The sequence below is a fragment of the Caldicellulosiruptor naganoensis genome (assembly GCF_026914285.1).
Lineage (GTDB): Bacteria > Bacillota > Thermoanaerobacteria > Caldicellulosiruptorales > Caldicellulosiruptoraceae > Caldicellulosiruptor > Caldicellulosiruptor naganoensis.
Genome location: NZ_CP113864.1, coordinates 1,576,179 through 1,600,319, shown reverse-complemented (window position 1 = coordinate 1,600,319; position 24,141 = coordinate 1,576,179). Strand labels below are relative to the sequence as shown.

25 protein-coding genes and 1 pseudogene are annotated in these 24,141 nt (G+C 34.5%); 16 read left to right on the top strand and 10 right to left on the bottom strand.

Going from position 1 to position 24,141, the window contains the following annotated elements:
- Window positions 1-10 precede the first annotated feature (10 nt).
- The 5 genes from OTJ99_RS07940 to OTJ99_RS07920 form a co-directional block, all read right to left on the bottom strand.
- Entirely contained in the window at window positions 11-676 is a 666-nt protein-coding gene (locus OTJ99_RS07940; protein ID WP_045164568.1) for a lytic transglycosylase domain-containing protein, read from the bottom strand.
- A 31-nt stretch (window positions 677-707) separates the two neighbouring features.
- Entirely contained in the window at window positions 708-965 is a 258-nt protein-coding gene (locus OTJ99_RS07935; protein ID WP_045164569.1) for a hypothetical protein, read from the bottom strand.
- Window positions 966-988: 23 nt separating this feature from the next.
- Window positions 989-2,656: a heme NO-binding domain-containing protein gene (locus tag OTJ99_RS07930; protein ID WP_235374554.1), complete on the bottom strand. Its 1,668-nt coding sequence runs from the start codon at window positions 2,654-2,656 to the stop codon at window positions 989-991.
- 9 nt (window positions 2,657-2,665) lie between these two features.
- Window positions 2,666-2,806: a heme NO-binding domain-containing protein gene (locus OTJ99_RS07925; RefSeq protein WP_235374555.1), complete on the bottom strand. Its 141-nt coding sequence runs from the start codon at window positions 2,804-2,806 to the stop codon at window positions 2,666-2,668.
- Between the two features lie 117 nt (window positions 2,807-2,923).
- The gene (locus tag OTJ99_RS07920; protein ID WP_268748473.1) at window positions 2,924-3,055 is read right to left on the bottom strand and encodes a hypothetical protein; all 132 of its coding nucleotides are present in this window, start codon (window positions 3,053-3,055) and stop codon (window positions 2,924-2,926) included.
- A 169-nt stretch (window positions 3,056-3,224) separates the two neighbouring features.
- On the opposite strand from OTJ99_RS07920, the gene OTJ99_RS07915 reads away from it, so the two are divergent.
- The 3 genes from OTJ99_RS07915 (at window position 3,225) to OTJ99_RS07905 (ending at window position 5,387) form a co-directional block, all read left to right on the top strand.
- Window positions 3,225-3,656, top strand: a complete 432-nt coding sequence (locus OTJ99_RS07915) for an EamA family transporter (protein WP_045164570.1) — start codon at window positions 3,225-3,227, stop codon at window positions 3,654-3,656.
- Window positions 3,657-3,720: 64 nt separating this feature from the next.
- A complete protein-coding gene (locus OTJ99_RS07910; RefSeq protein ID WP_045164571.1) occupies window positions 3,721-4,542 on the top strand; it encodes an AraC family transcriptional regulator in 822 nt (273 codons plus the stop codon).
- Window positions 4,543-4,643: 101 nt separating this feature from the next.
- Window positions 4,644-5,387 (top strand): SIMPL domain-containing protein, encoded by a 744-nt coding sequence (locus OTJ99_RS07905; RefSeq protein WP_045164572.1) that lies wholly within the window; start codon window positions 4,644-4,646, stop codon window positions 5,385-5,387.
- Window positions 5,388-5,451: 64 nt separating this feature from the next.
- On the opposite strand, the gene trxA is transcribed toward OTJ99_RS07905, so the two are convergent.
- A complete protein-coding gene (gene trxA, locus OTJ99_RS07900) occupies window positions 5,452-5,778 on the bottom strand; it encodes a thioredoxin (RefSeq protein WP_045164573.1) in 327 nt (108 codons plus the stop codon).
- A gap of 44 nt (window positions 5,779-5,822) precedes the next feature.
- Window positions 5,823-6,092, bottom strand: coding sequence for a metal-sensitive transcriptional regulator (locus OTJ99_RS07895; protein WP_011917249.1), 270 nt, complete (start codon window positions 6,090-6,092; stop codon window positions 5,823-5,825).
- A 418-nt stretch (window positions 6,093-6,510) separates the two neighbouring features.
- Between OTJ99_RS07895 and OTJ99_RS07890 the strand changes: the two genes are divergently transcribed.
- Entirely contained in the window at window positions 6,511-7,671 is a 1,161-nt protein-coding gene (locus OTJ99_RS07890) for a glycosyltransferase family 4 protein (protein WP_045164574.1), read from the top strand.
- Complete coding sequence (locus OTJ99_RS07885; RefSeq protein ID WP_045164575.1) at window positions 7,668-8,750, top strand: D-glucuronyl C5-epimerase family protein; 1,083 nt, start codon at window positions 7,668-7,670, stop codon at window positions 8,748-8,750. The genes OTJ99_RS07890 and OTJ99_RS07885 overlap by 4 nt, the downstream gene beginning before the upstream one ends.
- 4 nt (window positions 8,751-8,754) lie before the next feature.
- On the opposite strand, the gene OTJ99_RS07880 is transcribed toward OTJ99_RS07885, so the two are convergent.
- On the bottom strand, window positions 8,755-8,907 hold the full coding sequence (locus OTJ99_RS07880; protein WP_200889461.1) for a hypothetical protein: 153 nt from the start codon (window positions 8,905-8,907) through the stop codon (window positions 8,755-8,757).
- A 106-nt stretch (window positions 8,908-9,013) separates the two neighbouring features.
- Between OTJ99_RS07880 and OTJ99_RS07875 the strand changes: the two genes are divergently transcribed.
- The 8 genes and pseudogenes from OTJ99_RS07875 to OTJ99_RS07840 all read left to right on the top strand — a co-directional run.
- Complete coding sequence (locus OTJ99_RS07875; protein ID WP_045164576.1) at window positions 9,014-9,676, top strand: tRNA (adenine(22)-N(1))-methyltransferase; 663 nt, start codon at window positions 9,014-9,016, stop codon at window positions 9,674-9,676.
- On the top strand, window positions 9,670-10,770 hold the full coding sequence (locus OTJ99_RS07870) for a Nif3-like dinuclear metal center hexameric protein (RefSeq protein ID WP_045164577.1): 1,101 nt from the start codon (window positions 9,670-9,672) through the stop codon (window positions 10,768-10,770). Before OTJ99_RS07875 ends, OTJ99_RS07870 begins: the two co-directional genes overlap by 7 nt.
- Window positions 10,771-10,804: 34 nt before the next feature.
- A complete protein-coding gene (gene ligA / locus OTJ99_RS07865; protein WP_045165507.1) occupies window positions 10,805-12,826 on the top strand; it encodes an NAD-dependent DNA ligase LigA in 2,022 nt (673 codons plus the stop codon).
- Between the two features lie 6 nt (window positions 12,827-12,832).
- Complete coding sequence (locus OTJ99_RS07860) at window positions 12,833-14,476, top strand: ABC1 kinase family protein (RefSeq protein WP_045164578.1); 1,644 nt, start codon at window positions 12,833-12,835, stop codon at window positions 14,474-14,476.
- Window positions 14,477-14,495: 19 nt separating this feature from the next.
- Window positions 14,496-14,804: a phasin family protein gene (locus tag OTJ99_RS07855; RefSeq protein WP_045164579.1), complete on the top strand. Its 309-nt coding sequence runs from the start codon at window positions 14,496-14,498 to the stop codon at window positions 14,802-14,804.
- A 92-nt stretch (window positions 14,805-14,896) separates the two neighbouring features.
- Entirely contained in the window at window positions 14,897-15,823 is a 927-nt protein-coding gene (gene cysK, locus OTJ99_RS07850; RefSeq protein ID WP_045164580.1) for a cysteine synthase A, read from the top strand.
- Window positions 15,824-16,198: 375 nt separating this feature from the next.
- Window positions 16,199-17,902, top strand: coding sequence for an IS1634 family transposase (locus OTJ99_RS07845; protein WP_045164553.1), 1,704 nt, complete (start codon window positions 16,199-16,201; stop codon window positions 17,900-17,902).
- Window positions 17,903-18,008: 106 nt separating this feature from the next.
- Window positions 18,009-19,640, top strand: a pseudogene (locus OTJ99_RS07840) (IS1182 family transposase); the annotation flags it as partial.
- 7 nt (window positions 19,641-19,647) lie between these two features.
- Here the strand turns inward: OTJ99_RS07840 and OTJ99_RS07835 are convergent.
- On the bottom strand, window positions 19,648-20,010 hold the full coding sequence (locus tag OTJ99_RS07835) for a hypothetical protein (protein ID WP_045164581.1): 363 nt from the start codon (window positions 20,008-20,010) through the stop codon (window positions 19,648-19,650).
- A gap of 31 nt (window positions 20,011-20,041) precedes the next feature.
- Window positions 20,042-20,938 carry a KaiC domain-containing protein gene (locus OTJ99_RS07830; protein ID WP_045164582.1) on the bottom strand — a complete coding sequence of 299 codons (897 nt, stop codon included), beginning with the start codon at window positions 20,936-20,938 and terminating at the stop codon, window positions 20,042-20,044.
- Between the two features lie 337 nt (window positions 20,939-21,275).
- Here OTJ99_RS07830 and OTJ99_RS07825 point away from each other — a divergent pair, with 337 nt between their 5' ends.
- From OTJ99_RS07825 to OTJ99_RS07815, 3 genes are all read left to right on the top strand, one after another.
- Complete coding sequence (locus OTJ99_RS07825) at window positions 21,276-21,497, top strand: FeoA family protein (RefSeq protein ID WP_045164583.1); 222 nt, start codon at window positions 21,276-21,278, stop codon at window positions 21,495-21,497.
- Between the two features lie 24 nt (window positions 21,498-21,521).
- The gene (gene feoB / locus OTJ99_RS07820; protein WP_045164584.1) at window positions 21,522-23,348 is read left to right on the top strand and encodes a ferrous iron transport protein B; all 1,827 of its coding nucleotides are present in this window, start codon (window positions 21,522-21,524) and stop codon (window positions 23,346-23,348) included.
- A 261-nt stretch (window positions 23,349-23,609) separates the two neighbouring features.
- The gene (locus OTJ99_RS07815) at window positions 23,610-24,053 is read left to right on the top strand and encodes a Fur family transcriptional regulator (protein WP_045164585.1); all 444 of its coding nucleotides are present in this window, start codon (window positions 23,610-23,612) and stop codon (window positions 24,051-24,053) included.
- Window positions 24,054-24,141: the final 88 nt, after the last annotated feature.

The following is a 24,141-nucleotide window of genomic DNA, read 5'->3' as shown; positions in this document are numbered from 1 at the left end:
AAGAGGGGTTTTATACATCAAATCTTCTGTATTTTTGGGATAGCAAAAGCACTTTTTGAACATACTCTACTGTTTCATCAAAAGGTGGGATACCACCATACTTTATGACATTTGCAGGTCCTGCATTATATGCTGCAAGTGCAAGTTCAATATTACCTCCGAATTGTTCAAGCTTTTCTTTTAGATATCTTATTCCACCATCTAAATTTTCAATTGGGTCATAGGGGTTGACACCGAGCGCTTTTGCAGTTTCTGGCATGAGCTGCATAAGTCCAATTGCCCCAGCTTTTGATATTACATCTTGTCTAAAACCAGATTCTGCTTCAATTACACTCAAAACTAAGCTTGGCGGAAGTCCATACTCTTTTGCCTTTTTTGTTGCAATATTTATTATTTCACTTTTGCTAAGATTTGTAGATAAATTATAAGGTGTATAGCTTGACTTTTCAAGTTCATAGAATTTATTTGCAAAGCTTTTATCTTCCAATGTCTTTGCACTTTCAGAGTTTGATAGTTGCTGGTAAGTAGTAATTGCCAAATCCTTATTTATAGAAAGTGCAAAACTATTTTGAAAAATGGTTTTAAAACTTTGTGGAAGATTTGGCTTGTTTGCAATCCTCGCAGCAATCTCTTCAAACTTTTGGGTTATTATCTCATTTACGTTTGGAATATTCATCTTTCTCTTTCACCTATATCTAAAATTTCTTTTAACATTCTAATTTCATCATCTGAAGTTTTACATGCTCCAAAGTTTTGATGTCATTTTCAAAAGCTTTTATCTCCTCTTCTTTTGCCTGCATGTGAAGGATGATAAGTCCTTGATTTGAACAGCTGTCGCTGCCAGCTTCATGTATGCCAAGTCGTGTTTTGATTAAGCAGCCATGTTTTGTCAAAATTTCTTGCAATTTTGGAGCATCATGGAGCCTGTTGTCAACCAAAATTGCGACAATGTAAGTTTGGCACATTTTTAAAATCCCTCCCTTTAAATTTATAATCGGTATTTTGAAAGCTCTTCTTTAAATACATTTGAAAGATTCTCAAGGTCGGCTACTTTTGTCAAAAGGTCTTTGATGCTCTCTGCGTACATAGAGATTGAAGCTACCATCTCCTGAGCTGATGCCGAGTTTTCTTGTGAGATTGCAGAAAGTGAGGTAATTGTTTCAAATACGCTCGAAATCCTTTCGGCTTCCTGCGAAAGAGATTCAATTTGCAAAATTAAAGTTTCAACTACATTTGATATTCTTTCAATGTTTTGGTTATTCCTATTCACAACATCATTTAAAGTAGACTCGCTCTTTGTAAGTTTTTCAAACTGCTGAGTTAAAGTGGTTGAAAGGGCTTCAATCTCCTCAACAAATGTTTTGAGATTTTTGTTAATTGTCTTTGCAAATGACATTGTACTGTCTGCAAGTTTTCTTATCTCATCTGCGACAACTGCAAATCCAACACCGACATTTCCAGCCCTTGCAGCTTCGATTGAAGCGTTGAGTGCAAGCATGTTAATCTGGTTTGAAATCTCTGCAACTGTTGATGTTATCTTCATGACTTCATTTGCCTCTTCAGAAAGTTTACTGCCTTTTTGAACTATGTCAGAAAACTCTGTGCTAATTATGTTTATATCTTTTGCAGCTTCACTTATGTCTTTTCCGGAATTGTTAAGTGTTTGATTTACCTCTGTCAAAATATCTTTTGTCTGGGTTTGCTGCGACACAATTGATTTTAGATTTTCAATATTTTCATTGAGTGTTGTTACAGCTTTTTCAATCTCTTCTGCCTGATGAACAGCACCTTGTGCAACGTCGTTTACAATTCCAGTAACATAATCAGAGAGACTTTTCATCTTATCAGCAATTTCTCTTATGTTTTTAGAGAAGTTGTATATCTCGTCACTTCCACCTTTTAGAAGAAGTAAATCTTTTTTGATTGAAGATTTTGTTGTTGCAACAATCTTTGCAAAATCTTCAAGCTTGTCGTTTGTTTTTATGAAGAGTGAACTACTAAAATCAAGGTTTTTAAGAGAGTTGAGTTCATCTTTTATAGGCTTTAAAGGTCGCAAAATGAAAAACGCAGCAATAAAAGTTGCGAGGAAGGTAAGTCCAGCCATAAGAAGATGATTTGCGTATTCTTCTTTGTTGGGTTCAAGGAGAAAACTTAAGATAATTACAGCTATTGTAGAAAAGATGGAAATCTTAAACTCTAATGACCTTATAAATCCTAACCCTGCAATTATATTAAATAGTGCTTTTTTAACCTTTCGGTTTGTCTTTTCAAATCTGATTCTTATTTTTAAATGATAAAAACCTTCTTCGTCCTTAAAACGCTCAATTTCTTCAAAATCCAATTTTTCATTAAAAAACTCAGCACTTCCTTCTAAAAGCCCCAAAAAGTAGTCATAAAAACCACGCTTTGAGACATATGTTATGTATGCTTCATTTGGTGAGATTTCTTCAAACAAAATGCGTGGGGGATTTGCTCCTTTTATCATGCGAGTGAGCTGAGAGTGTACATCGTCCATATACTCTAAAAAGCCTTTTAAAGAGAGCCTTTGGAAATATGAGGGGAACCATTTGCTAAACGTTTTTATATTGTTTTTTCCAATCTCTCTCCACATCTGCTGAGGCAAAATGTTTGCCTTTTCACATGCCTTTTCAATCATCTTCTGAACTCAACTATCATCAATGTCATCTGTCGGAGAAATTATGGTTGACTCATCTAAACCTATTCCCTTCTCAGCATATCTTTTTACATCGTCTCCCCATATATTTCCAATTGTTTCAAGCCATGTTAGAACTACTGTGCCTTTCAATGCTCCATTTCCCCTTTCTAAAGTGTGCGATATATTTTAATAATACCACAAAAATATTGTGTTTTGTCATAAAAAATAATAAAAAAATTGAGCTTTAAATAAAAAAAGAGCACGTTTTTAAGTGCCCTTTTCATTTTTTCTCTTAGCTTCACTTTCAACAAGCCTGTCTAAAAATATTGACTTTTCAAACACCTCTTTCCTGGCGATAATACCCTTGTCGACAAGCACTTCTATTAATGATGTTATCATCAGAGTATTTTTTTGTAATCAACCTCTTTTAGTTGGGCTATTTGGGATAAAACATCAACTGTCTGTTTCAATTTTTATCATTCCTTTCTTTAAGTTGTAATTGATATCATTTTGATTATTGTCTAAAATATAATTAGTTATACATCTTTGGATATGGAGGTAAAAAGATATGAACTATTTATGGCTGATATTTGGACTTTTATCAGCTCTGTTTGCCTCTCTTGTTGCAATCTTTGGCAAGATCGGCCTTAAGAATCTTGACACAAATGTGGCGACAGCAATAAGAGCAGTCATTATGGCTTTATTTTTAGTTTTAGTAATCATATTTCAGGGTAGGCTGAGCAAAGTAGGAGAGATATTGGCGAATAAAAAGGCCATTTTGTTTATTGTGCTAAGTGGTGTTGCGGGAGCACTGTCATGGCTATTTTATTTTTTGGCTCTCAAGAATGGAAAGGTTCAGCAGGTTGCGCCAATTGACAGGCTTTCTGTTGTATTTGCGATAGTGCTTGCTGCAATATTCCTTGGTGAGAAGATTTCATTTTATACAGGCTTGGGAGTTTTACTCATTGCTATTGGGTCTATTTTTGTTGCACTTGGCTGATATAATTATTTTATGGAGATTTTATAAAGATTTTATTTGACAAGAAAGGTGATAGACTTTTGCTATGAAAACCTGTTTTATTGTCAATACATCACTTGAAAAAGGGCTTCCAATCTATCTCAAAAGCGTTGGTTCTAATGAATACCAAGAACATGTTATAAGAAAAAATGGGCATCCTGATTATCATTATTTGCATACATTAGAAGGAAATGGATATTTGATTGTTGATGGGCAAAAGTACTTAGTTGATGAGAATACAGCCTTTTTCATGTATCCAGGCATTGCGCATGAATATTTTGCAGCAACGTCTAAATGGTCCACCATCTGGCTTACTTTCAATGGACCAGCATCAGAGACAATCCTCAAGACAATGGGAATAAGACCTTTTGAGATATTCAAGCTTGCAAACAAAAAGTACTTGGAAGGAATATTGGAAGCAATATCGAACAAAGCAAGTGTATATAATTACATTGTGTCGATTGAATGCTCTCAGCTTATCTACAGCTTTATTCTTCATATGTTTTTAAACCTTCAAAATAAGATTGAAAAAAACTTTGAAAGTAACTATTTAAAGCTTTTACCTGTACTTCAGTACATCGAAGAAAACTATAAAAAAGCTATTTCACTTGATGAGATATCAAGCATAGTAAATCTTTCGCCACAACATCTGTGCACAGTATTTAAAAAAACATTTCAAACAACTCCTTATGAGTACCTGATAAGAGTTAGGATTCAAAAGGCAAAAGAACTTTTGATGAAGCAAAGCTCAATTCAAATAAAAGAGGTTTGCTATGAAGTTGGTTTTAAAAATCCAAGCTATTTTTGCTACATGTTCAAAAAATTAGAGGGCATTACCCCTTTGCAGTTTAAAAGGCTTTTTGGATAGATTTTAAAAAGTAAACGCAACATTTACCAAAGTGGAGGCGTTATAATGTTTAGAAAAGAACGTGCAAAAGAATTTTAATTATTTTTTAGGAGGGATTTTTTGTGAAAACAAAAAAATTAAAAGCAATCTTAATGGTAATTGTGCTGTTGTTTGTAAGCGTTTTTATATTTTCTCTATGGAGAGCAGAAGCCTCGTCAGCTTCAGCATCTCAGCCAAAGACAGAGATAAATAAGACAGAGATAAATGTTAAAGGAGTAGCTTCAGTTTTGGCAGAGCCAGACATTGCAGTTGTGACGTTTGGCGTTTTGAGTGAAGATGTTAGTGCAGATGCTGCTTATTCTAAAACATCTTCAAAGATAAACAAAATAATAGATGCAATTAAAAAACTTGGAATTGATTCAAAAGATATTAAAACACTTAAAATTAGCGTTTACCCAAAATACTCATATAACAAGGACGACAACGCCTCAAAGATAATTGGTTTTTATGCATCAACAGATCTGACAGTCACAGTGAGAAATATATCCCAGGTAGGGAAAGTTGTTGACAGTGCATTTAAAAACGGCGCAAATACTTTTTCTGATCTGCGATTTGACATTTCAAACGTAGGAGCATATTATAATCAGGCCCTTGCAAAAGCACTTGAAAATGCAAAAGAAAAGGCAAATGTTCTGGCAAAAGGGCTTGGGATTAGCTTAGGAAAGCCAAGAATTGTGAACGAAAATACCTATATAAACACACCACCAATTGTATACAAGACTCAAGAGATGGCACTTTCAGCATCATCTTCTCAGATTCAGGGTGGGACAATTGAGATAAAAGCGGAGGTTACACTTACTTATTAAAATTTTTTCAAAACAAAAACAAAATGGCAGCACTTTAACCAGTGCTGCCATTTTGTTGGTGCTTTTATAAGTTTCTGTTTATAAAGTTTACGAAATCACTCTTTGGTCTTGCACCGATTATCTTGTCAACAACTTGACCATTTTTAAAAAGCATGATAGTTGGTATGCTCATAATTCTAAATGTGTATGCGATATCGCCATAGTCATCAACATTTAATTTTGCGAACTTGACTCTGCCAGCATACTCTTGGGCAAGCTCTTCAATTACAGGCGCAACCATTCTGCATGGACCACACCATGCAGCCCAAAAATCAACAACAACAGGGATGTCAGATTGCAAAACTTCCCTTTCAAAATTTTCGCTTGTTAAAGTTACAATGTTGTTTGCCATCTTTATCACAGCTCCTTTCAATTTTTATATATACCCATTTTTATTTATTTGATAAACCTTAGTAAGGTTTCTATCAGCTCATCAATGCTTTTTTCATTTTCGGTGTTTTTGTACTCAGCAATACATGACTTTGAATACTTTTCAAGAATAATTGCACCTACCTTGTTGAGCGCAGCCTTGACAGCTGCTATTTGAGTTAAAACCTCATTACACGACTTGTCATTTTCAATCATCTTCTGAATACCCTTTATTTGTCCTTCAATTTTGCGAAGCCTCAAAAGCAGATTTTCTTTTTCTTTATAGAGCTCATCCATTTTTCAACCCCCCATATACCATATACCCCTATCACTTATTTATTATACCCACTTTCATTATTTTGTCAACAGAAATTTATAAAAAAATAAATGGTAATATTGAGACAAATATACATGTATAAGAATTTTGAAGAAAATTAAAGCTATAATTAAAATTACGCTTAAAAATCTTTTTAAATAATTGATAACGGTCAAAAATTACAAAAAATCAGGTTAATATTAATTTGACAAAAATTCGCAGATATTTATAATGAAAATCAAGGAAGGTCAAAGTAAAACAAGTCAGGGTATAAAGTCTAAACTCCATGTCGTTTGCGGTTTTCCAGAAGGTAGAATAAAAAGGTATAGTGCAAGATAAATAGGGAAAAATAATTATGTCCTTTTAGTAATTAAAATTATTGAAAAGGGAGGGATTAAAGTGTCTATCAAACCAGTTTTTGTAAGCACTTATCCCCCAAGAGAATGTGGTATTGCCACATTTACACAAGATTTGGTAAATGCAATTGAAAAATATAATGATGTAAGACATTGTTATGTAATTGCACTTAGCAAAGACAAACATCTTTATGACAATAGAGTCTTATATGATATAAATCAAGATAAATTTTCAAATTATGTAAAGGCTGCTAATTTAATCAATATGTCAGATATAGATGTTGTTATAATTGAGCATGAGTATGGTATATTTGGTGGGGAAGATGGAGATTATATAGTTCCATTTGTAAAGCTTATCAGAAAGCCAATCATTACCACATTCCACACAGTTTTGAAAAATCCAACAGCAAAACAGTTTGAGATACTCAAAAAGCTTGCTGATGCAAGTTACAAAGTAATTACTATGGCAAAGACAACAAAAGAGATATTGATGAATGTGTACGACATTGAGGAAGAAAAAATAGAAATAGTTCACCATGGAGTACCATATATGGAATTAGAAGATAAAGAAACCTTAAAGAAGAAATATAATCTTGATGGAAAGAAGGTTATAAGCACATTTGGACTAATCAGTCCTGGAAAAGGTTTGGAGTATGCTATACAAGCCATGGACAAGGTAAGAAGAGAATTTCCAGAGGCAGTATACTTGATTTTAGGTCAGACACATCCAAATATAAAGAGGATAAAAGGTGAAGAGTACAGAGACAAGCTTGTAAATTTGGTAAGAGAATTAAAATTAGAAAACAATGTGATATTCGTTGACAAATATCTTACAAAAAGAGAGATAATGGAATATCTGCGCCTGTCTGATATCTACCTCACTCCTTACATAGGGAGGGAGCAGGCGGTATCAGGAACGCTGGCATATGCAATTGGATCTGGCAAGGCAATAGTTTCAACACCATACACTTACGCAAAGGAAATGCTCTCTGATGGAAGAGGAATGCTTGTTGAGTTTGAAGATGCTCATTCCATTGCAGATGCTATTATCACTCTCTTGAGGGATGAAAAGCTCAGAAAAGAGATTGAGAGAAAGACTTTAGAGATTGGAAAAGAAATGTACTGGCACAATGTTGCAAAGAGGATGATTGATATATTTTATGATGTGGTAGAGCTAAATAAGAAGGTTGGGGTGATAGCATGAAGAAGGGAATAAAGCGGCTTGCCCTACCTTCTCTGAATACAAGGCATTTGTTTAGGATGACAGATTCAACCGGTATTTTACAGCATGCCAAATTTTCTGTGCCAAACTACAAAGAAGGATATACAACGGATGACAACGCAAGAGCTTTAATTGTTGCGCTAAGGCTTTATGAAAAGACAGGTGACAAAGCTTACTTGGATTTGGTTTACAGATATATGGCATTTTTATACAATAGCTATACCGATGATGGGTATTTCAGAAACTTTATGAACTACTCAAGAGTTTTCATTGACGAAAAAGGAACAGAGGACTGTTTTGCAAGGTCACTCATAGCCCTCTCTTATGTCTATTCCTCTGATGTGCTTGACAGCAGCATCAAAGAGCTCTCATATGTAATGTTGAAGCGATCACTTAGAAATGTCCTTGAATTAAAGTATCCTATCAGTATGGCATATGCAATTATAGCTTTGTCTATGCTGCATGACATTAAAGAATTTTCAAATGAGGCAAAGATATACTTAGAAGTCCTCTCTGAAAAACTTCTTAACCTTTACAGAAAACATTCCGATGAAAATTGGAAATGGTTTTCTGACAAACTCACATATGCAAACGCAATCATTCCTTATGCACTTTTCAGGGCATTTGCGGTAACTGAAAAAGAAAAGTATCTAAAGGTTGCAAAAGAGTCACTTGATTTTCTTACAACCATTTTATTTGAAAATGGTATTTTGCGCGTGATTGGTAACAGAGGCTGGTATGAAAAGGGGAAAGAGCGTCCATACTTTGATGAGCAGCCAATAGATGCATGTGACTGTGTACTTGCATATACAGAGGCATACAAGATTACCGAAGATAAGGAATACAAAGAAAAAGCACTAAAAGCATTTAAATGGTTTTTAGGTGAAAATATCCATAAGCAACCTTTATATGATGAAAAGACTGGCGGGTGCAGAGATGGAATTGAAGAAGATGGAATAAATCAAAACCAAGGTGCAGAGTCTACAATTTGCTACCTTTTAGCAAGACTTTGCATTGAAGATTTGATAAAAAGTGAAGAAAAGAGCAAAGAGGTTGTGTAAAATATCACAACCTCTTTTTTTCTTCTGATTTTTTAAAAATTGGCTGGTTCTGTTTTTCAATAGTAGTTGTAATGTTATCGCGCAAACCTGCATTATTTGTATGGAGGAAATTTTGAAATGTCTCTTTATCATTTTCAAAATCTTTGGATTTTTTCATTTTTCGTACACTCTTCTTTTTTAACAAAAGTTTGATATTATTATTGACAAAAATTATAATTGTTATTAGAAGATTTTTTAAAACATGAAGAGAAGGAAAGAGAAAAGTGTACTCTAAACGAATAGAAACAATCTTAAAAGTTTTAGAAAAGTGCAACACACTTGCTGACATTGGCTGTGACCATGGCTATGTTGCTGTTGAGGCAATAAAAAGAGAGGTTGCCAAAAAGGCATTTGCAGTCGATATAAATCCAAACCCTCTTCAAAAAGCAATTGAGCTTTCAAAAAAAGAAGGGGTTTTTGAGAAGATAGAGTTTTTTGTGGGAAATGGCTTTGAACCAATTAGAGAACCAGTTGACCAAGCTGTTATTGCTGGAATGGGTGGAGATACAATCTTAAGTATTTTGTCTTCTGCTAAAGACAAAGTTAAAAACACAAAGCTCGTTTTACAACCAATGAAGGATATAGAACTTTTAAGAAGATGGCTTTTTGAGAATGGATTTGATATAAGTGAAGAAATCATTGTAAATGATAAAGAAAAATTCTATATAATAATGAAAACAGAAAAGTCGAGTGAACTTGAATATTCAGACATTGACATATATGTAGGAAGACATATCCAGGGCAGGAGCAAGGAGTCATTAGAATATCTTTTGAGAAAAAAGGAGAAACTGAGAAAAATAGCAGAGATGAAGAAAGAAAATGAAAAAGATTTTTCAGAAGAAAAAAAGGTCTTACAGATGATTGAGGAGGTTTTAAGTAAATGGTAAGTGTACAGGAAATTGCATCATTTTTGGAAAACTACTTTCCTAAGAAACTCTCATATGATTGGGACAATGTAGGGCTTCAGGTAGGAAGTTTTTCAGCAAAGGTAGACTCAGTATTGATTTGCGTTGATGTCACAGAAGATGTTTTGAATGAGGCAAAAGAGCTTGGGGTGAGGCTCATTATCTCCCATCATCCTTTAATCTTTCAGGGTTTAAAATCAATCAAAGATGACACACCTGAGGGAAGATTAATAATAGATGCTATAAAAAGTGATATAGCTATTTTATCTTTTCACACAAATACAGATGTCTCAAAGCATGGTATAAATTTTTATCTTGCAAAGCTTTTAGATCTTGAAAATGTTGAAGGTTTGAGTGTCAAACAAAAAAGTGGGTATTTTAAGATTGTTGTATATGTTCCTTCAGATTACAAAGATGAAGTATTAGAAGCCATGGCACAAGAGGGTGCTGGTTTTATAGGTAAATATAGCCACTGTTTTTTTGCAGTTGAAGGACAAGGTCATTTTAAACCACACGAAGGAGCAAATCCTTTCATAGGAAAGATTGGTGAGCTTGAGAAGGTAAAAGAAGTAAGACTTGAGAGCATTGTTTCAGAGGACAAGCTCAAAAATGTTATTAAAGCTATGCTAAAAGCCCATCCGTATGAAGAGGTTGCGTATGATATATACAGGCTTGAAAATGAGATTTCGTATGAGTGTATAGGTGTTATTGGTGGGAAGAATATTGAGGCTGAAAATCTTATACAAGAACTGAAAGAAAAACTTTATCTCTCATTTGTAAAAGCTAGTCTTGTAAAAAATCAGTTTAAGAAGATTGCAATTGTTAGTGGTTCTGGCAAGGACTTTATAAAAGATGCTTACTTTAAAGGTGCTGACTGTCTCATTTCTGGAGAGATAGGGCATCATGGGGTACTTTTAGCAAGATCACTTGGAATTAGCACAATTGAAATTGGGCATTATGAAAGTGAAAAAGCTTTTGTGGATATAGTCTTTGATCTATTTGACAAATTTGAAAAAAAGAACAAGTTAAAAATATACAAATCACAAGTAAATACAAGTTATACTAAGATTTACTGAAGTAGAATTAAGCATGAAAGAGGGTGAAAAGTATATGAGTGAGTTCATTAAAAAGAGGATTCGAGAGCTTGTTGACCTTATTAATTATCACGATTATAAGTACTATGTTGAAGACAATCCAGAAATAAGCGACTATGAATATGATATGCTCTACAGAGAGCTTGTTGAGCTTGAAAAACAGTATCCAGAATATATCTTCCCTGACTCACCCACACAAAGGGTTGGCGGCAAGGTAAAAGAAGGGTTTAAAGAGGTTGTCCACAGAGTACCGCTTTTATCACTCTCGAATGTGTTTAGTGAAGGGGAACTTTATGACTTTGACAGAAGACTGAAAGATCTTCTTGGCACTGATGAATTTAATTATGTTGTCGAGTATAAAATTGACGGGCTTTCTGTGGCGCTTGAATATGAAAATGGTCTTTTTGTAAGAGGCGCCACACGTGGAGATGGTAATGTAGGTGAGGATGTTACTGAGAACTTAAAGACAATTAGGTCAATTCCATTGAGACTTAAAGAGGATATAAACATAGTTGTCCGTGGAGAAGTGTTCATGCCAAAAGATGAGTTTATAAAACTAAATCAAGAAAGGGAAGAAAATGAAGAGCCGCTTTTTGCAAACCCGCGAAACGCGGCAGCGGGGTCGCTTCGCCAGCTTGACCCAAGGATAACAGCACAGAGAAAGCTTGATATATTTGTTTTCAATGTTCAGTGGTGTGAAAAAGAACTCAAAACCCACGATGAGGCGCTACAGTTTCTGAAGTATCTGGGATTTAAAGTTTCTCCTGATTATGTTGTTTGCAATAACATAAAAGAGGCATATGAAGCAATCAAAAAGATAGAAGAAAAAAGAGGCATGCTTCCTTTCGAGATAGATGGTGCTGTTGTGAAACTAAATCAATTAGCTTTGCGTGAGGTGGCAGGTTCAACTGCAAAGTCACCAAGATGGGCAGTTGCTTATAAATTCCCACCAGAGAGAAAGGAAACAAAGCTTTTGGACATTGAAGTAAATGTTGGGAGAACAGGTATTCTTACTCCAACTGCAGTACTTGAACCTGTAAGAATTTCAGGTTCGGTTGTGTCACGTGCAACACTTCATAATATGGACTATATAAGGCAGAAGGATATTAGAATTGGTGACACAGTAATAGTTCAAAAAGCGGCCGAAATAATACCAGAGGTTGTTGAGGTTGTGTTTTCAAAGCGTACAGGAAATGAAAGGATTTTTGAGATGCCGAAAAAATGTCCTGTGTGCGGAGCAGATGTTATAAAGTTTGAAGATGAGGTTGCATACAGATGTACAGGTGTTGAATGTCCTGCAAAGAGCTACAGGTTAATTTTGCACTTTGTATCGCGTGATGCAATGGACATTGCAGGCATGGGTGAGATGATAGTAAAAAATCTATTTGAAAGAGGTTTAATTAAAACACCTGCAGATATCTATGATTTGAAATTCGACGATTTGGTAAACCTTGATAGATTTGGCGTCAGATCTACTAATAATTTATTAAAAGCGATAGAAGCATCTAAAAAACGACCTCTTGATAGGCTAATATATGCGCTTGGCATACGACATATTGGGCAAAAGGCGGCAAAAACGTTGGCAGAGCACATATCCTCAATTGATGACCTTTTTACAATTACTGAAGAAGAGCTTCTTAAGCTCCCTGACTTTGGTGAGAAGATGGCAAAAAGCGTTGTAACCTTTTTCCGACAAGAACAGACAAAACATCTAATTGAAAGACTCAAAAGAGCAGGGGTTAATACAGTCTCTGAGAAAAAGGCAAAGTCAGACCTCTTAAAAGGATATACATTTGTGCTAACAGGTGCTCTTTCACAATATTCAAGAAGCCAGGCAAAGGAGATTTTAGAGTCTTTGGGTGCAAGAGTGAGCGAAAGCGTCTCTAAAAAGACTACTGCTGTAATTGTTGGTGAAGACCCTGGCAGCAAACTTACGAAAGCCCAAGAGCTAAATGTAAGGATTTTGTATGAGCAAGATTTTGAGAAGTTAATTTCTGCAAAGTCACGCGAAGAGGTTGAAAAGATTTTAATGGAGTGAAGTTTATTGACAAACGCAAGAAAAAGGAGAATCAATAGGCTAAAGCATATCACAAATGTATTTGTAAAACATGGATTTGGGTATGTATTTAGCAACACCCCACTTGTGCGATTTAAAAGATTTTCTGAAAACAGAATAAACAGAGGAGTAAGACTAAGAAACGCTTTAGAAGAGCTTGGCACAACATTTATCAAGATGGGTCAGCTACTTGCAAACAGACCTGATTTGGTGCCAGAAGATATTGTTGTTGAGCTAAAGAAGCTACAAGAAAATGTAAGACCCTTTTCTTTTGAAGAAGTAAAAAAGATATTAGAAGAGGAGAATTTGCTAAATAAGGTTGAACACATTGAAACACGCCCAATTGCAACAGCGTCAATTGGTCAGGTACATGTCGGATATGTAAATGGCAAAAAAGTAGCTATAAAGGTTAGAAGACCGAATATTGATGATGAAGTTAAGACTGATATAGAAATATTGAGGAAACTCACATCCATCTTAGACAGATATTCACCAGTTAAAGGTATTGTAAGCTTTTCTGACATTGTAAATGAGCTTGCAAATGTTCTTTTGCATGAGATTGATTTTAGGTTTGAACAGAACAATATCAAAAAGCTCAAAAAAGCTCTATCTAACAAAGAAGTTATCATTCCAGATGTTTATGAAGAACTTTCGTCAGATAAGGTTTTAGTTACAAGTTTTATTGAAGCAAAAACCTTGAATACTCTTGATATTGACTCTCTTTCACAAAACGAGAGATTAAAGCTTGGTAAAAAGCTTATAAATCTTTATCTATCGCAAATATTTGAAATTGGAATATTCCATGCCGACCCTCATCCAGGCAATATTTTAATTACAAACGACCATAACATCGCTTTTGTAGATTTTGGTATGATAGGAAGACTCGGCAGTCAAGACAAAGAAAACCTTTCAAATTTGCTGCTTGGAATAGTTCTAAATGACAAGAAGATGGCAATAAAGGCGTTTAAAGAGCTTGGGATAATTGGCAGAGGTATTGATGCCAACAAGTTTTACAAGGAAGTTGAGAGTATAGTTAATCACTATATCAACCAGCCTATTGTTTCAATTAAAATTGCGGAAATCTTTAATGATGTGTTTAAGCTCACATTTAAATATAAGCTAAAAATTCCTGAGCAACTTGTTTTACTTGGCAGAACTTTGAGTCTCCTTGAAAATAGCATAGCAATTTTAAAAGTTGATTTAAATATCTTAGAAGCAATTTTGCCTTATGTAAAGAGGCTAATTTTGAAGAATAGATTGTCAAAACTAAGACTTACAAATATCCTTAATCTGTTATTTTCTTACTTTGACCTGTTCGAGTTTCTTCCTAAAAAGACTGAGACAATTCTTGATAAACTTGAAAATGAAGATCTTACGTTAAATATTGAACTAAAGGGTTTAGATAAAGTGCTGCAGAGAATTGAAAGACTTGCAAATAAATTTTCACTTTCGATTATACTTCTTTCTGTGAGTATAATAATTGCAGGGATGACAGTTGGAGGTCTTTTATCTCCAGCTTTATATAAAACAATTTTGTCGGCTTGGTATTTATGGGCTTTAAGATTGGGTATATTAATATTGATTGGTCTTATCATTGTCATGCTTTTAATGATTATCAGAAAAGAAAAGTAAGTTTGTGGAGGTGTAAAGAATGAAGGACCTTTTGGAAAAGCTTATCAACATTGGACTTGGTGTGTTTGCACTCTCTAAGGAAAAGGTGGAGAAGATTGTAAATGAGCTGGCTGAGAAAGGTGAGATTGGTAAAAATGAGATACAAGAAATAATTCAAAAAATAATGGAAAAAGGTGAAGAGCAGAAAAAGGAATTAAATGAGTATATTTCAAAGCAGGTTGAAAATATTCTGAATAAGATGAACCTTGCTACAAAGTCTGAAATTTTAACAGAAGAAAGAATAAGAGAAATTGTAAGAGAAGAGATTTCAAAATCTCAGGGAAATTAAAACTGCCTTTTTAATTTTTTTTGACATAGTAATAAAAAAGTTGTATAATAAAATAAAAGCCGACTATTTCGATTGGAATTGGGGGTATATAAATGATTTACAACAATATAACCGAACTTATTGGAAGGACACCGCTTGTGAGACTAAACAAGCTTTCAAAAGAGCTTGATGCTGAAATCGTTGCAAAGATAGAGTATTTCAATCCTGGCGGAAGTGTAAAAGACAGGATTGGCCTTGCAATGATTGAGGATGCTGAAAAAAGGGGTCTGATTAACAAAGACACAGTGATCATTGAGCCAACAAGTGGCAATACAGGTATTGCTCTTGCGATGGTATGCGCTGTAAAAGGCTACAAGCTGATTTTGACCATGCCAGAGACAATGAGCATTGAAAGAAGAAAGCTTCTTAGGGCATATGGTGCAGAGATTGTTTTGACACCTGGTGAAAAGGGAATGAAAGGTGCAATTGAAAAAGCTTTCGAGATTTACAACTCAACTCCTAACGCTTTTATGCCTCAGCAGTTTGAAAATTTAGCAAACCCAGAAATTCACAGAAGAACGACTGCGCTTGAGATTTGGAATGACACAAACGGTCAGGTTGACATATTTGTTGCAGGTGTTGGCACAGGTGGAACAATTACAGGTGTTGGGGAAGTGTTAAAAGAAAGAAAGCCAACTGTGAAAATTGTTGCAGTTGAACCTTTTGAGTCTGCAGTATTATCAGGCGAGATGCCAAGACCTCACAAGATACAAGGGATTGGTGCTGGGTTTGTACCAAAGGTTTTAAACACAAAGATTTATGACCAGATAATAAAGGTAAAATCTGAGGATGCTTTTGAGATGGCAAGGTACTTAGCAAGAGAAGAAGGGATTTTGGTTGGAATCTCATCAGGTGCAGCTTTATATGCAGCAGTTGAGGTTGCAAAAAGGAGCGAAAATAAAAAGAAGATGATTGTTGTTCTTCTTCCTGACACAGGTGAGAGGTATTTGTCAACGGATTTATTTAATGTGAATATATAAAAAATTTCGAGGCTGTCTAAAAAGATGAGGTGACAGCCTCTTTATTTTTACTGTATTTACATTGTAAGATATTTATGATATAATATCTCAGAAATGATTACATAAGGAGGATTAATATGCCACGCAAACATGATAAAATAGTCTTCAAAGAATATAACCCCAACCAATTAATAATGCCTTGACTTTGTCAGTTAAGAGGTGTTTTTGAGCTAACAAAAAATAACAAAGTCTTAATTTATGCGGGTTTCAAGAAGAGAAAAATAAAAAATTTTAAAAAATGTAGGGACAAATTTTAGCTTAATATATACTGAATTTGCTTGACTTTTTAAATATTTTGTGGTACAATATAACAAACTATCTTCAAGGAGTTGCCATATGTTTGTCAAAATTACTAATGCTGGCGGTTATCAGTATGTTAGGTTAGTCGAAAATTACCGTGAAAATGGTAAAGTAAAGCAAAGAGTACTATTTAACTTTGGTAGACTTGATATTCTCAAAGATGACCCCGCTTTTAAAAACATTGTAAAAAAACTATCTGATATTGTCGCTGAAACAACTACTGAGAATGCAAAAGCTGTTACTATTGAATCTGAAGAAGATATTTCGGATGCAGTTGTAAAAAACTGGGGATACATTGTATACAGAAAGTTATGGCAGGAGCTTGAAATTGATAAGTTTTTAAAAGGGAAAGCAGCAAAAGAGAGAAAGATAAAATTTGATGTAGACAAAGTAAGTTTTTTAATGACCATACAGAGATTGATAGAGCCAATGAGCAAACTAAGAACTTATCATCAGAGAAGCAAATATTTTGGATTTGAAGAGGATATAGATTTGAATCAATTGTACAGGTGTTTAGATTTTCTTGACAGTGTAAAAGAAGATTTAGAGACATACCTGTATCAGAGAAATAAAGACTTATTTAAGATGGTAGTTGATGTAGTGTTTTATGATGTGACGACAATATACTTTGAGAGTTGTAGAGCGGATGAACTTAAAAATTTTGGGTTTAGCAAAGACAACAAGGTAAATGAAGTGCAAGTTGTATTAGGGCTTTTGGTGGACAAAGAAGGCAGACCGATAGGGTATGAACTTTTTCCTGGTAATACGATAGATAGCAAGACGATGGTAAAGATACTGAGGAAGCTGAAGGAAAAATTTAGTATAGATAAGATAATAATAGTAGCAGACAAAGGGCTTAACAGCAGAATAAATTTAAAGATGATAAAAGAAGCTGGGTACGACTATATAGTAGCAAGCAGATTAAAGAATGCAAGTAAAGAAATTTTAGATGAAGTTTTTAATGAAGAAGGATATAAAAGACTTGATGGCAAAAGATGTTTGAATGCTGAAGAAATTTATGGTGATGAATTCAAATATAAGGTATTGGAAAGAACAAATATTGTCAAGGATGAAGAGGGTAAAGAGTTCAAAATAGAAGAGAATTTGATAATAACGTATTCAAGCAAGAGAGCCAAGAAAGACAAAGAAGACAGAGAGAGATTGGTAAGAAAAGCCAAAGAGCTTTTAGAGAACAAAGGAAGCATAACAGCCTTAGAAAAGAAAGGTGCAAGGAAATATTTGAAGAAGAAATCAAAATCAGAAGAATATGTATTGGATGAGGAAACGATAAAACGAGATGAGAAATTTGACGGTTATTATGCAATTCAAACGAGCAAAAAGGATATGGATGTAGAAGAGGTTTTAGGAGCATATCACGATTTATGGAAGATAGAACAGTCATTCAGAGTAATGAAAAGCTGTTTAGAAGTGCGACCGATATATCACTTTACAGAAAGCAGAATAAAAGGACATTTTGTGATATGTTTTTTGGCATTTTTACTGCAAAGGACATTGGAATATATTTTGAGGAGAAAAGGTAAAGGAATAAGTAGTGAAAGGATAATGGAAGCAATATATTCAATGAACTTTTTTGAAATAGAGATAAAAGGGAAGAAATATTTGATAAAGCAAAAAATTGAGGGAGAAGCTGGAGATATACTGAATGTAATGAAGATAAAGGGTCCAAAAAACTTCATGACATATGAGGAAGGCTTAGAATTTATTGGTATTAGCAAATGATGTAGTGACAAAATTGAGGTCCATATTTTGTCAATCCCAGTCCTCCCAAGCTTTTTGAGCTTCAAACTGACAAAGTCAAGAAGAATATAACCCCAACCAATTAATAATGCCAATCGACCCTGAAGCCTTTATCCCTCAAACTCATCTAGTAAGAGCAATCGATAAAATCATTGATAAAATAGATATCTCAACCATAGTAGAGAAATACAAAGGTGGTGGGACTTCCAGCTACCATCCTTTGATGCTTTTGAAAGTACTTATCTATGCTTACATACAGGGGATATACTCTTCAAGAAAGATAGCAAAAGCACTTCAAGAGAATATAACCTTTATGTGGCTTTCAAAACTTCAAACCCCTGATTTCAGAACTATCAATAGATTCAGAAAAGAGATAATAGGTGATTGCATTGAAGAGATTTTCGCACAAGTTATTGAACTTCTTGTAAAACTGGGGTATGTAAACTTTGAGTATTACTACCTTGACGGGACAAAGATTGAAGCAAATGCGAACAAGTATACATTTGTATGGGCAAGAAGTACAAGAACATACAAAAAGAAATTAAGAGAAAAAGTAAGAGAAATTCTTAATGAAATAGAGAGGATAAATGAGGAAGAAGACAGAATTCTTGGCGAGTTGGATGTCAATTTAGAAGCTGATTATGATAGCCAAGAGCTTGAACAAAAAGTTGAAGAACTCTCCCAAAAGATAGCAGAAGCTAACTTTGGGAGCAAAAGGAAAGAAAGGAGAGTGAAAAAGCTTGTAAAAACTCTCCAAAACAACTGCGTATTAAGACTCAAGAAATATGAGTCTTATGAGCAGATCTTAAATGGCAGGAATAGTTTTTCAAAAACAGACAATGATGCCACATTTATGAGGATGAAGGATGACCATATGAAAAATGGGATGCTAAAACCCGGGTATAATGTACAAATCGGCACACAGAACCGATTTGTCATAGGTTTTAGCATCCACCAAAGTCCCACAGACACTGTCTGTCTAAAGGAACACCTTGAGCTTGTGACGAAGATAACAGGTTTCATGCCAAAGAACATTGTAGCAGACAGTGGCTATGGGTCTGAAGAAAACTACCTTCATCTGAAAGAATGTGGCATAAATAGCTACATTAAGTATAACACATTTGACTTGGAACAGACAAGAAGATTTAAGAAGGATATTTTCAATGTAAGGAACTGGGAGTACATAGCTGAAGAAGATGCATATATTTGTCCTGCTGGTAAGAAGGTGAAATACTTATATCCGAAGATAAGTGCAAATGAGAGAGGATTTGTAAGTTATGAGAAGGTATATCAATGTGAAGATATTTGTAATGGTTGTGAACACAGAGAAAAATGTTATAAAGGTAAGAGATGGAAGAAGAGATTTAGTATAAGACCGAGGTTAGAGAAATTGAAGGAAGAGGTGAGGCAAAGGCTGTTAAGTAGAGAAGGCGAAGAGATTTACGAAAAAAGGAAGATAGAAGTTGAGACAGTATTTGGGATAATAAAGAACAATAAAGGGTTTAGGAGATTCCTGCTCAGGGGTATGAAGGGTGTGAAGCTAAAGTAGAGTTTGGTTTGTATTGCCTATAACATAGAAAGATTGGCGAAGATAATAATAGGGGGTTGGGGCAAAATTGCCAGCCAACCCTCTTGCTTTTTACTGCATAGTTCAATATTAACATTAAATACCATCAAATGCTTGATTTTGGTTATTAAAAATTATTGTTTTTGGACAGCCTCGTTTTTTATTTTCCACTTTGGCTTTCCTTCCATGTCTTGTATGCAAGCTTTGCAATACCACCTGCAATATGAGTTTTTTCAGCGCTATCGCCACTTTCAAGTTTGCTCTTTGCATACTCAGGTTTGCTCTGCAAAATTGCTTTGGCTGTTTGAGTGCTGATTCCCAAAAATTCAGCAATCTCATCTGCTGATTTGTTTTCTTCATTGTGAAGGTAAATGACAAAGATAGCTTCCATCAGTGATGCAAGCCATGTAAGTCTTTTGTACTCAACAAGCTTTCTTGGTCCACCTAAGATGTCAATGGCAATTGAGAAAATTTGCTTTATAACCTCGTCAATGTTTTGCTGAACTAAATCAATCCTTTTCATGGCCTGCACCCCCTTTTTTTCTATATTTTATTTACTCTTTGTCTTCTTTTTGCTGGCCTGCAATATATCCAAGTGGGTACAGAACCTTTATAAGCCCGTTTTGCTCAATCTCAAATACATATGTTTTGGAATCATGGCCGCACATTCTACAGCCGTCAACTCTCAAAAGTCGAATAACATCGCCAATTGGTCTTTTAAACGTACTGCTGTCAAACCTGTTCATAATAACCTGTTTTGAAAATACTATTGTCCCATCAACTATGTGACTTACTGCATATCCGCCTGCAGCCTCAGCGGACAGGTGTTCTTGACCACTTCGCTTTTGTGAAATCATCAAAGTTGTGAGCCTTTTTGCTTTTAGGAAGTTATAAATAGTTCTCACAATTTCCCGTGCATAAATCTCTTTTGATTCAAATAATCCAGTGACAGAGTCAATTACTACATTTTTTATGTCAAATCTTGTTGCAGCATTTTCAATTGTCTTGATAAAGTTATTTATGTTGCCACGGATATTAAAGTCTTTGGTAATATCAAGCATGTACACATTTTCTTCAACTTTTGACTTGTCAATGTTCATAGCAGCAGCACGCGAAAGAAGTGAAGAGTACAAAAACTCCGCAGGTGTTTCAACTGTTATATAAAGAACGCTATTTCCTTCATTAGCCTGAGTCACGGCAAACTGTTCAGCAAATAGACTTTTACCAGTGTCAGCAACTCCACTTAAGTTTATAACCGAATACGCCGGAATTCCACCAAGTGGCTTTATGGCAGGTTTTCCAAGTTCTTTTGAAAATTCAACTTTGTAAAAAAGCTTGTCTATGCCATCAACTCCTGTTTTTACTCCAAAAAGCTCTGGTGCAGACTTTGATAGTTCTTTCAGTTTAACAGCATCTATGCTAGATTGTACTTCACTGCTTGTCTTGCTCATTTTTTAATTTCACCTCCTTTTTCAGGTAAAGGAGGGTTATACACTCACCCAATTATAAAAATAATTATAAATATAAACTTTGTCAAGGTCAAAAAAGGTCAAAATTTACGAATTTTAACCTAAAATAACTGAAAAATCTAAAAAAATCATTCCTTTTCCCACCCCCACTATAACTTTGCCTTTAAATTTAAAATTTTAAGAGCTATGCTTGACTTGTTAAAGAAAGTTTGGTATCATTTAATTGAAAATAATTATCAATTAAAATAAAATCTCAATTGTAGTTTGTTTTCAAGAATATTTTGCAAGTGTCTTGATTATAAAAGTGAGGTGAATACATATGACACTGGACATGGTATCAAGAGGGCAAGAGGTTGTAATAAAGAGCATAAAAAGCAAAAATGCAAGGATATATGCTCTAAGATTTGGAATAAATGAAGGGAGCAGGGTCAAGTGCATTGCAAAAATAAACAATGGACCAGTTATTTTGCGTAAAAACCATCAGGAAATAGCAATAGGTCAAGGCTTTGCTAAAGAAATTGAGGTAGAGGCTCAGAAGTAAAAAAACGGAAAGGAGTTGAAATGCTTGAACTGTCATAGCGTAAATCGGCTGCTGAATATTCCAGAAGGAAATGAAGTAATAGCTCTTGTTGGAAATCCTAATGTCGGAAAGTCTGTTATTTTTAATAAACTTACTGGGAGATACGTAGAGATTTCTAATTATCCGGGTACAACTGTGGATGTTAACTATGGTTACTATAGAGATTACATCATTGTTGATACTCCTGGGGTTTATGGAATATCTTCGTTCAGTGAAGAAGAAATAGTAACGCGTGATATAGTCTTGAATACTCAGAAAATTATAAATGTTATCGATAGTGTACACTTAGACAGAGATTTATTTTTAACCCAGCAGCTTATTGACTATCAAAAAGAAATTATTGTTGTACTTAATATGGTTGACGAGGTTAAAAAAAATGATATTGAGATTGATGTCGAAAAACTAAAACAACACCTTGGTGTTGAAGTAATCACTACTTCAGCCAGCAAAGGAATTGGTATTAATGAATTAAAAGAAGCAATAGACAAAAATCTTTTTAAAAAGGGCAATCCTACTCCAAATTTAGATATGCTTTTAGAATCTGAAGGGAAGAAACTATGTTGTGGAGAACTTGCAGAAGCTGAAAATATTTTTGAAACATCAGTTTCAGAACTTCAGGAAAAAATTTATGCTCTGAGGCGAAATTATGTTGATGTGATATATAGCCAAACTGTTAAATTTGACTCTAAACGACTTGCGTTTAAAAACAAGTTGAGTCAAATTCTTATAAATCCCATAACAGGAATTCCTATTTTGGTTGCAACTCTTTATATTATGTATTATTTTTTGGGTGTACTTGTTGCCCAAAAGCTTGTAGGCTTTACTATGAACACGGTGATGGGTGAATATTACTTTGGGTTTATAGAAAAGGTTATCAAAGGAATTATACCAAACATGTTTTTACAAAAGTTGCTGGTTGGTAGTTATGGAATATTATCTATGTTTCCGATAATATTTTTCGGACTACTCTTACCTCTTGTTGTTGCTTTTCACTTTTTCATGAGCATTTTAGAAGATAGTGGATATCTCCCGAGAATTGCAACACTTGTTGATAGAGTGTTTAATAAGATAGGTTTAAACGGTAGATCAATCATTCCTATAATTTTGGGCTTTGGTTGTGTTACAATGGCAACAATGACCACAAGAATACTTGGTTCAAAGAGAGAAAGACTTATTACAATATTTTTGCTGGGACTTACAATTCCTTGCTCTGCTCAGCTTGGAATTATTAGTGGGTTGATTTCAAAGCTTGGTTTTTGGTACCTTGTTGCTTATGTTTTAATTATTGGATTTATATTTGGTGTGGTAGGTAAGATACTAAGCAGAATTATAAAGGGGGAATCAACATCACTGTTTATAGATCTTCCTACTTTAAGGATTCCGCAACTTTCTAACGTTTTAAAGAAAACCTATTACAAATCTAAAGGATTTTTGGTTGAAGCTTTTCCTGTTTTTGTAGTTGCTACACTCTTGCTTGGATTTTTGGATGCAGCAAGTCTGCTAAAAGTTATCGAAAACCTTGCCCAGCCTGTTGTGACAGGTTTTTTAAAACTTCCAAAGCAAATAACAGAGGTGTTTATTCTGAGCATTATAAGACGAGACTATGGTGCAGCAGGTCTTGTGACAATTCCCACAACAAAGAGCCAGATGTTTGTGGCACTTGTTACCACCACTTTGTTTGTTCCTTGTATCACTTCTTTTGCTATGATGACAAAGGAAAATGGGCTGAGGTATTCACTCTTTGTTTGGATTTCTTCTGCTGTGATAGCCATATTGGTAGGGGGACTTTTGGCACATATTATGATTGCTTAAAATATTTTTCAAAGAGAAGAGGTGTGATTTTAAGATGAAGGTAAAGTGTCCTGTATGTGGTTATGTAACTGACATTACAAACAAGAAATGTCCACGGTGTAACTCCTCACTTTTAGATTCTTTTAAATGCAGTGGTAATTGCAAAGGTTGTAAACAAAAGTGCGCTACTTAAATATTGACATATGAGTTGACTTAGGAATAAAATGTATATCATAAAATACACACGTTAACAACTTGCCTAAATGGAGTTGGGGAGCGTCTATGAATAGAAATCAGTTAGAAGAGATAAAAGAACAGCTAAAACAAAAAGGATATAAGTTGACTACACAAAGAAGAATAATTCTTGATTCTATCTTAGATAATCAAGATAAACATCTGAGTATAGAAGAGATTTACAAAATAGTCAAACAGAAGATGCCAGAGATAGGACTTGCAACAGTTTATAGGACAATAATGCTTTTAAGTGATTTGAAGGTACTCAATAAGATTGATCTTGACGATGGGTGTTCAAGATTTGAACTTTCAAATAGTGAAGAGTCACACAATCATCACCATCTGATTTGCGTAAAATGTGGCAAAGTAGAAGAGGCAGAAGACGACCTTTTGGAGGCTTTGGAAGAACAGATTGAAAAGAAAAATGGGTTTAAAGTGATAAATCATATGGTAAAATTCTATGGTATTTGCAAAGAGTGCAAAAAGGAATGAGAGAATTTTCTCTCATTCCTTTGATTTTATAAGGATCCTATAGAAACTGCCGTTGTTGTCATCGGTATTTCCAAAGCTGTCTTTAAAT

What these genes read in the sequence shown, in the direction of transcription:
- OTJ99_RS07940 (WP_045164568.1), bottom strand. Translation starts at nt 676, where the DNA reads ATGAATATTCCAAACGTAAATGAGATAATAACCCAAAAGTTTGAAGAG.
- OTJ99_RS07935 (WP_045164569.1), bottom strand. Translation starts at nt 965, where the DNA reads ATGTGCCAAACTTACATTGTCGCAATTTTGGTTGACAACAGGCTCCAT.
- OTJ99_RS07930 (WP_235374554.1), bottom strand. Translation starts at nt 2,656, where the DNA reads ATGATTGAAAAGGCATGTGAAAAGGCAAACATTTTGCCTCAGCAGATG.
- OTJ99_RS07920 (WP_268748473.1), bottom strand. Translation starts at nt 3,055, where the DNA reads ATGATAACATCATTAATAGAAGTGCTTGTCGACAAGGGTATTATCGCC.
- OTJ99_RS07915 (WP_045164570.1), top strand. Translation starts at nt 3,225, where the DNA reads ATGAACTATTTATGGCTGATATTTGGACTTTTATCAGCTCTGTTTGCC.
- OTJ99_RS07910 (WP_045164571.1), top strand. Translation starts at nt 3,721, where the DNA reads ATGAAAACCTGTTTTATTGTCAATACATCACTTGAAAAAGGGCTTCCA.
- trxA (WP_045164573.1), bottom strand. Translation starts at nt 5,778, where the DNA reads ATGGCAAACAACATTGTAACTTTAACAAGCGAAAATTTTGAAAGGGAA.
- OTJ99_RS07895 (WP_011917249.1), bottom strand. Translation starts at nt 6,092, where the DNA reads ATGGATGAGCTCTATAAAGAAAAAGAAAATCTGCTTTTGAGGCTTCGC.
- OTJ99_RS07885 (WP_045164575.1), top strand. Translation starts at nt 7,668, where the DNA reads ATGAAGAAGGGAATAAAGCGGCTTGCCCTACCTTCTCTGAATACAAGG.
- OTJ99_RS07880 (WP_200889461.1), bottom strand. Translation starts at nt 8,907, where the DNA reads ATGAAAAAATCCAAAGATTTTGAAAATGATAAAGAGACATTTCAAAAT.
- OTJ99_RS07870 (WP_045164577.1), top strand. Translation starts at nt 9,670, where the DNA reads ATGGTAAGTGTACAGGAAATTGCATCATTTTTGGAAAACTACTTTCCT.
- ligA (WP_045165507.1), top strand. Translation starts at nt 10,805, where the DNA reads ATGAGTGAGTTCATTAAAAAGAGGATTCGAGAGCTTGTTGACCTTATT.
- OTJ99_RS07855 (WP_045164579.1), top strand. Translation starts at nt 14,496, where the DNA reads ATGAAGGACCTTTTGGAAAAGCTTATCAACATTGGACTTGGTGTGTTT.
- cysK (WP_045164580.1), top strand. Translation starts at nt 14,897, where the DNA reads ATGATTTACAACAATATAACCGAACTTATTGGAAGGACACCGCTTGTG.
- OTJ99_RS07845 (WP_045164553.1), top strand. Translation starts at nt 16,199, where the DNA reads ATGTTTGTCAAAATTACTAATGCTGGCGGTTATCAGTATGTTAGGTTA.
- OTJ99_RS07835 (WP_045164581.1), bottom strand. Translation starts at nt 20,010, where the DNA reads ATGAAAAGGATTGATTTAGTTCAGCAAAACATTGACGAGGTTATAAAG.
- OTJ99_RS07830 (WP_045164582.1), bottom strand. Translation starts at nt 20,938, where the DNA reads ATGAGCAAGACAAGCAGTGAAGTACAATCTAGCATAGATGCTGTTAAA.
- OTJ99_RS07825 (WP_045164583.1), top strand. Translation starts at nt 21,276, where the DNA reads ATGACACTGGACATGGTATCAAGAGGGCAAGAGGTTGTAATAAAGAGC.
- OTJ99_RS07815 (WP_045164585.1), top strand. Translation starts at nt 23,610, where the DNA reads ATGAATAGAAATCAGTTAGAAGAGATAAAAGAACAGCTAAAACAAAAA.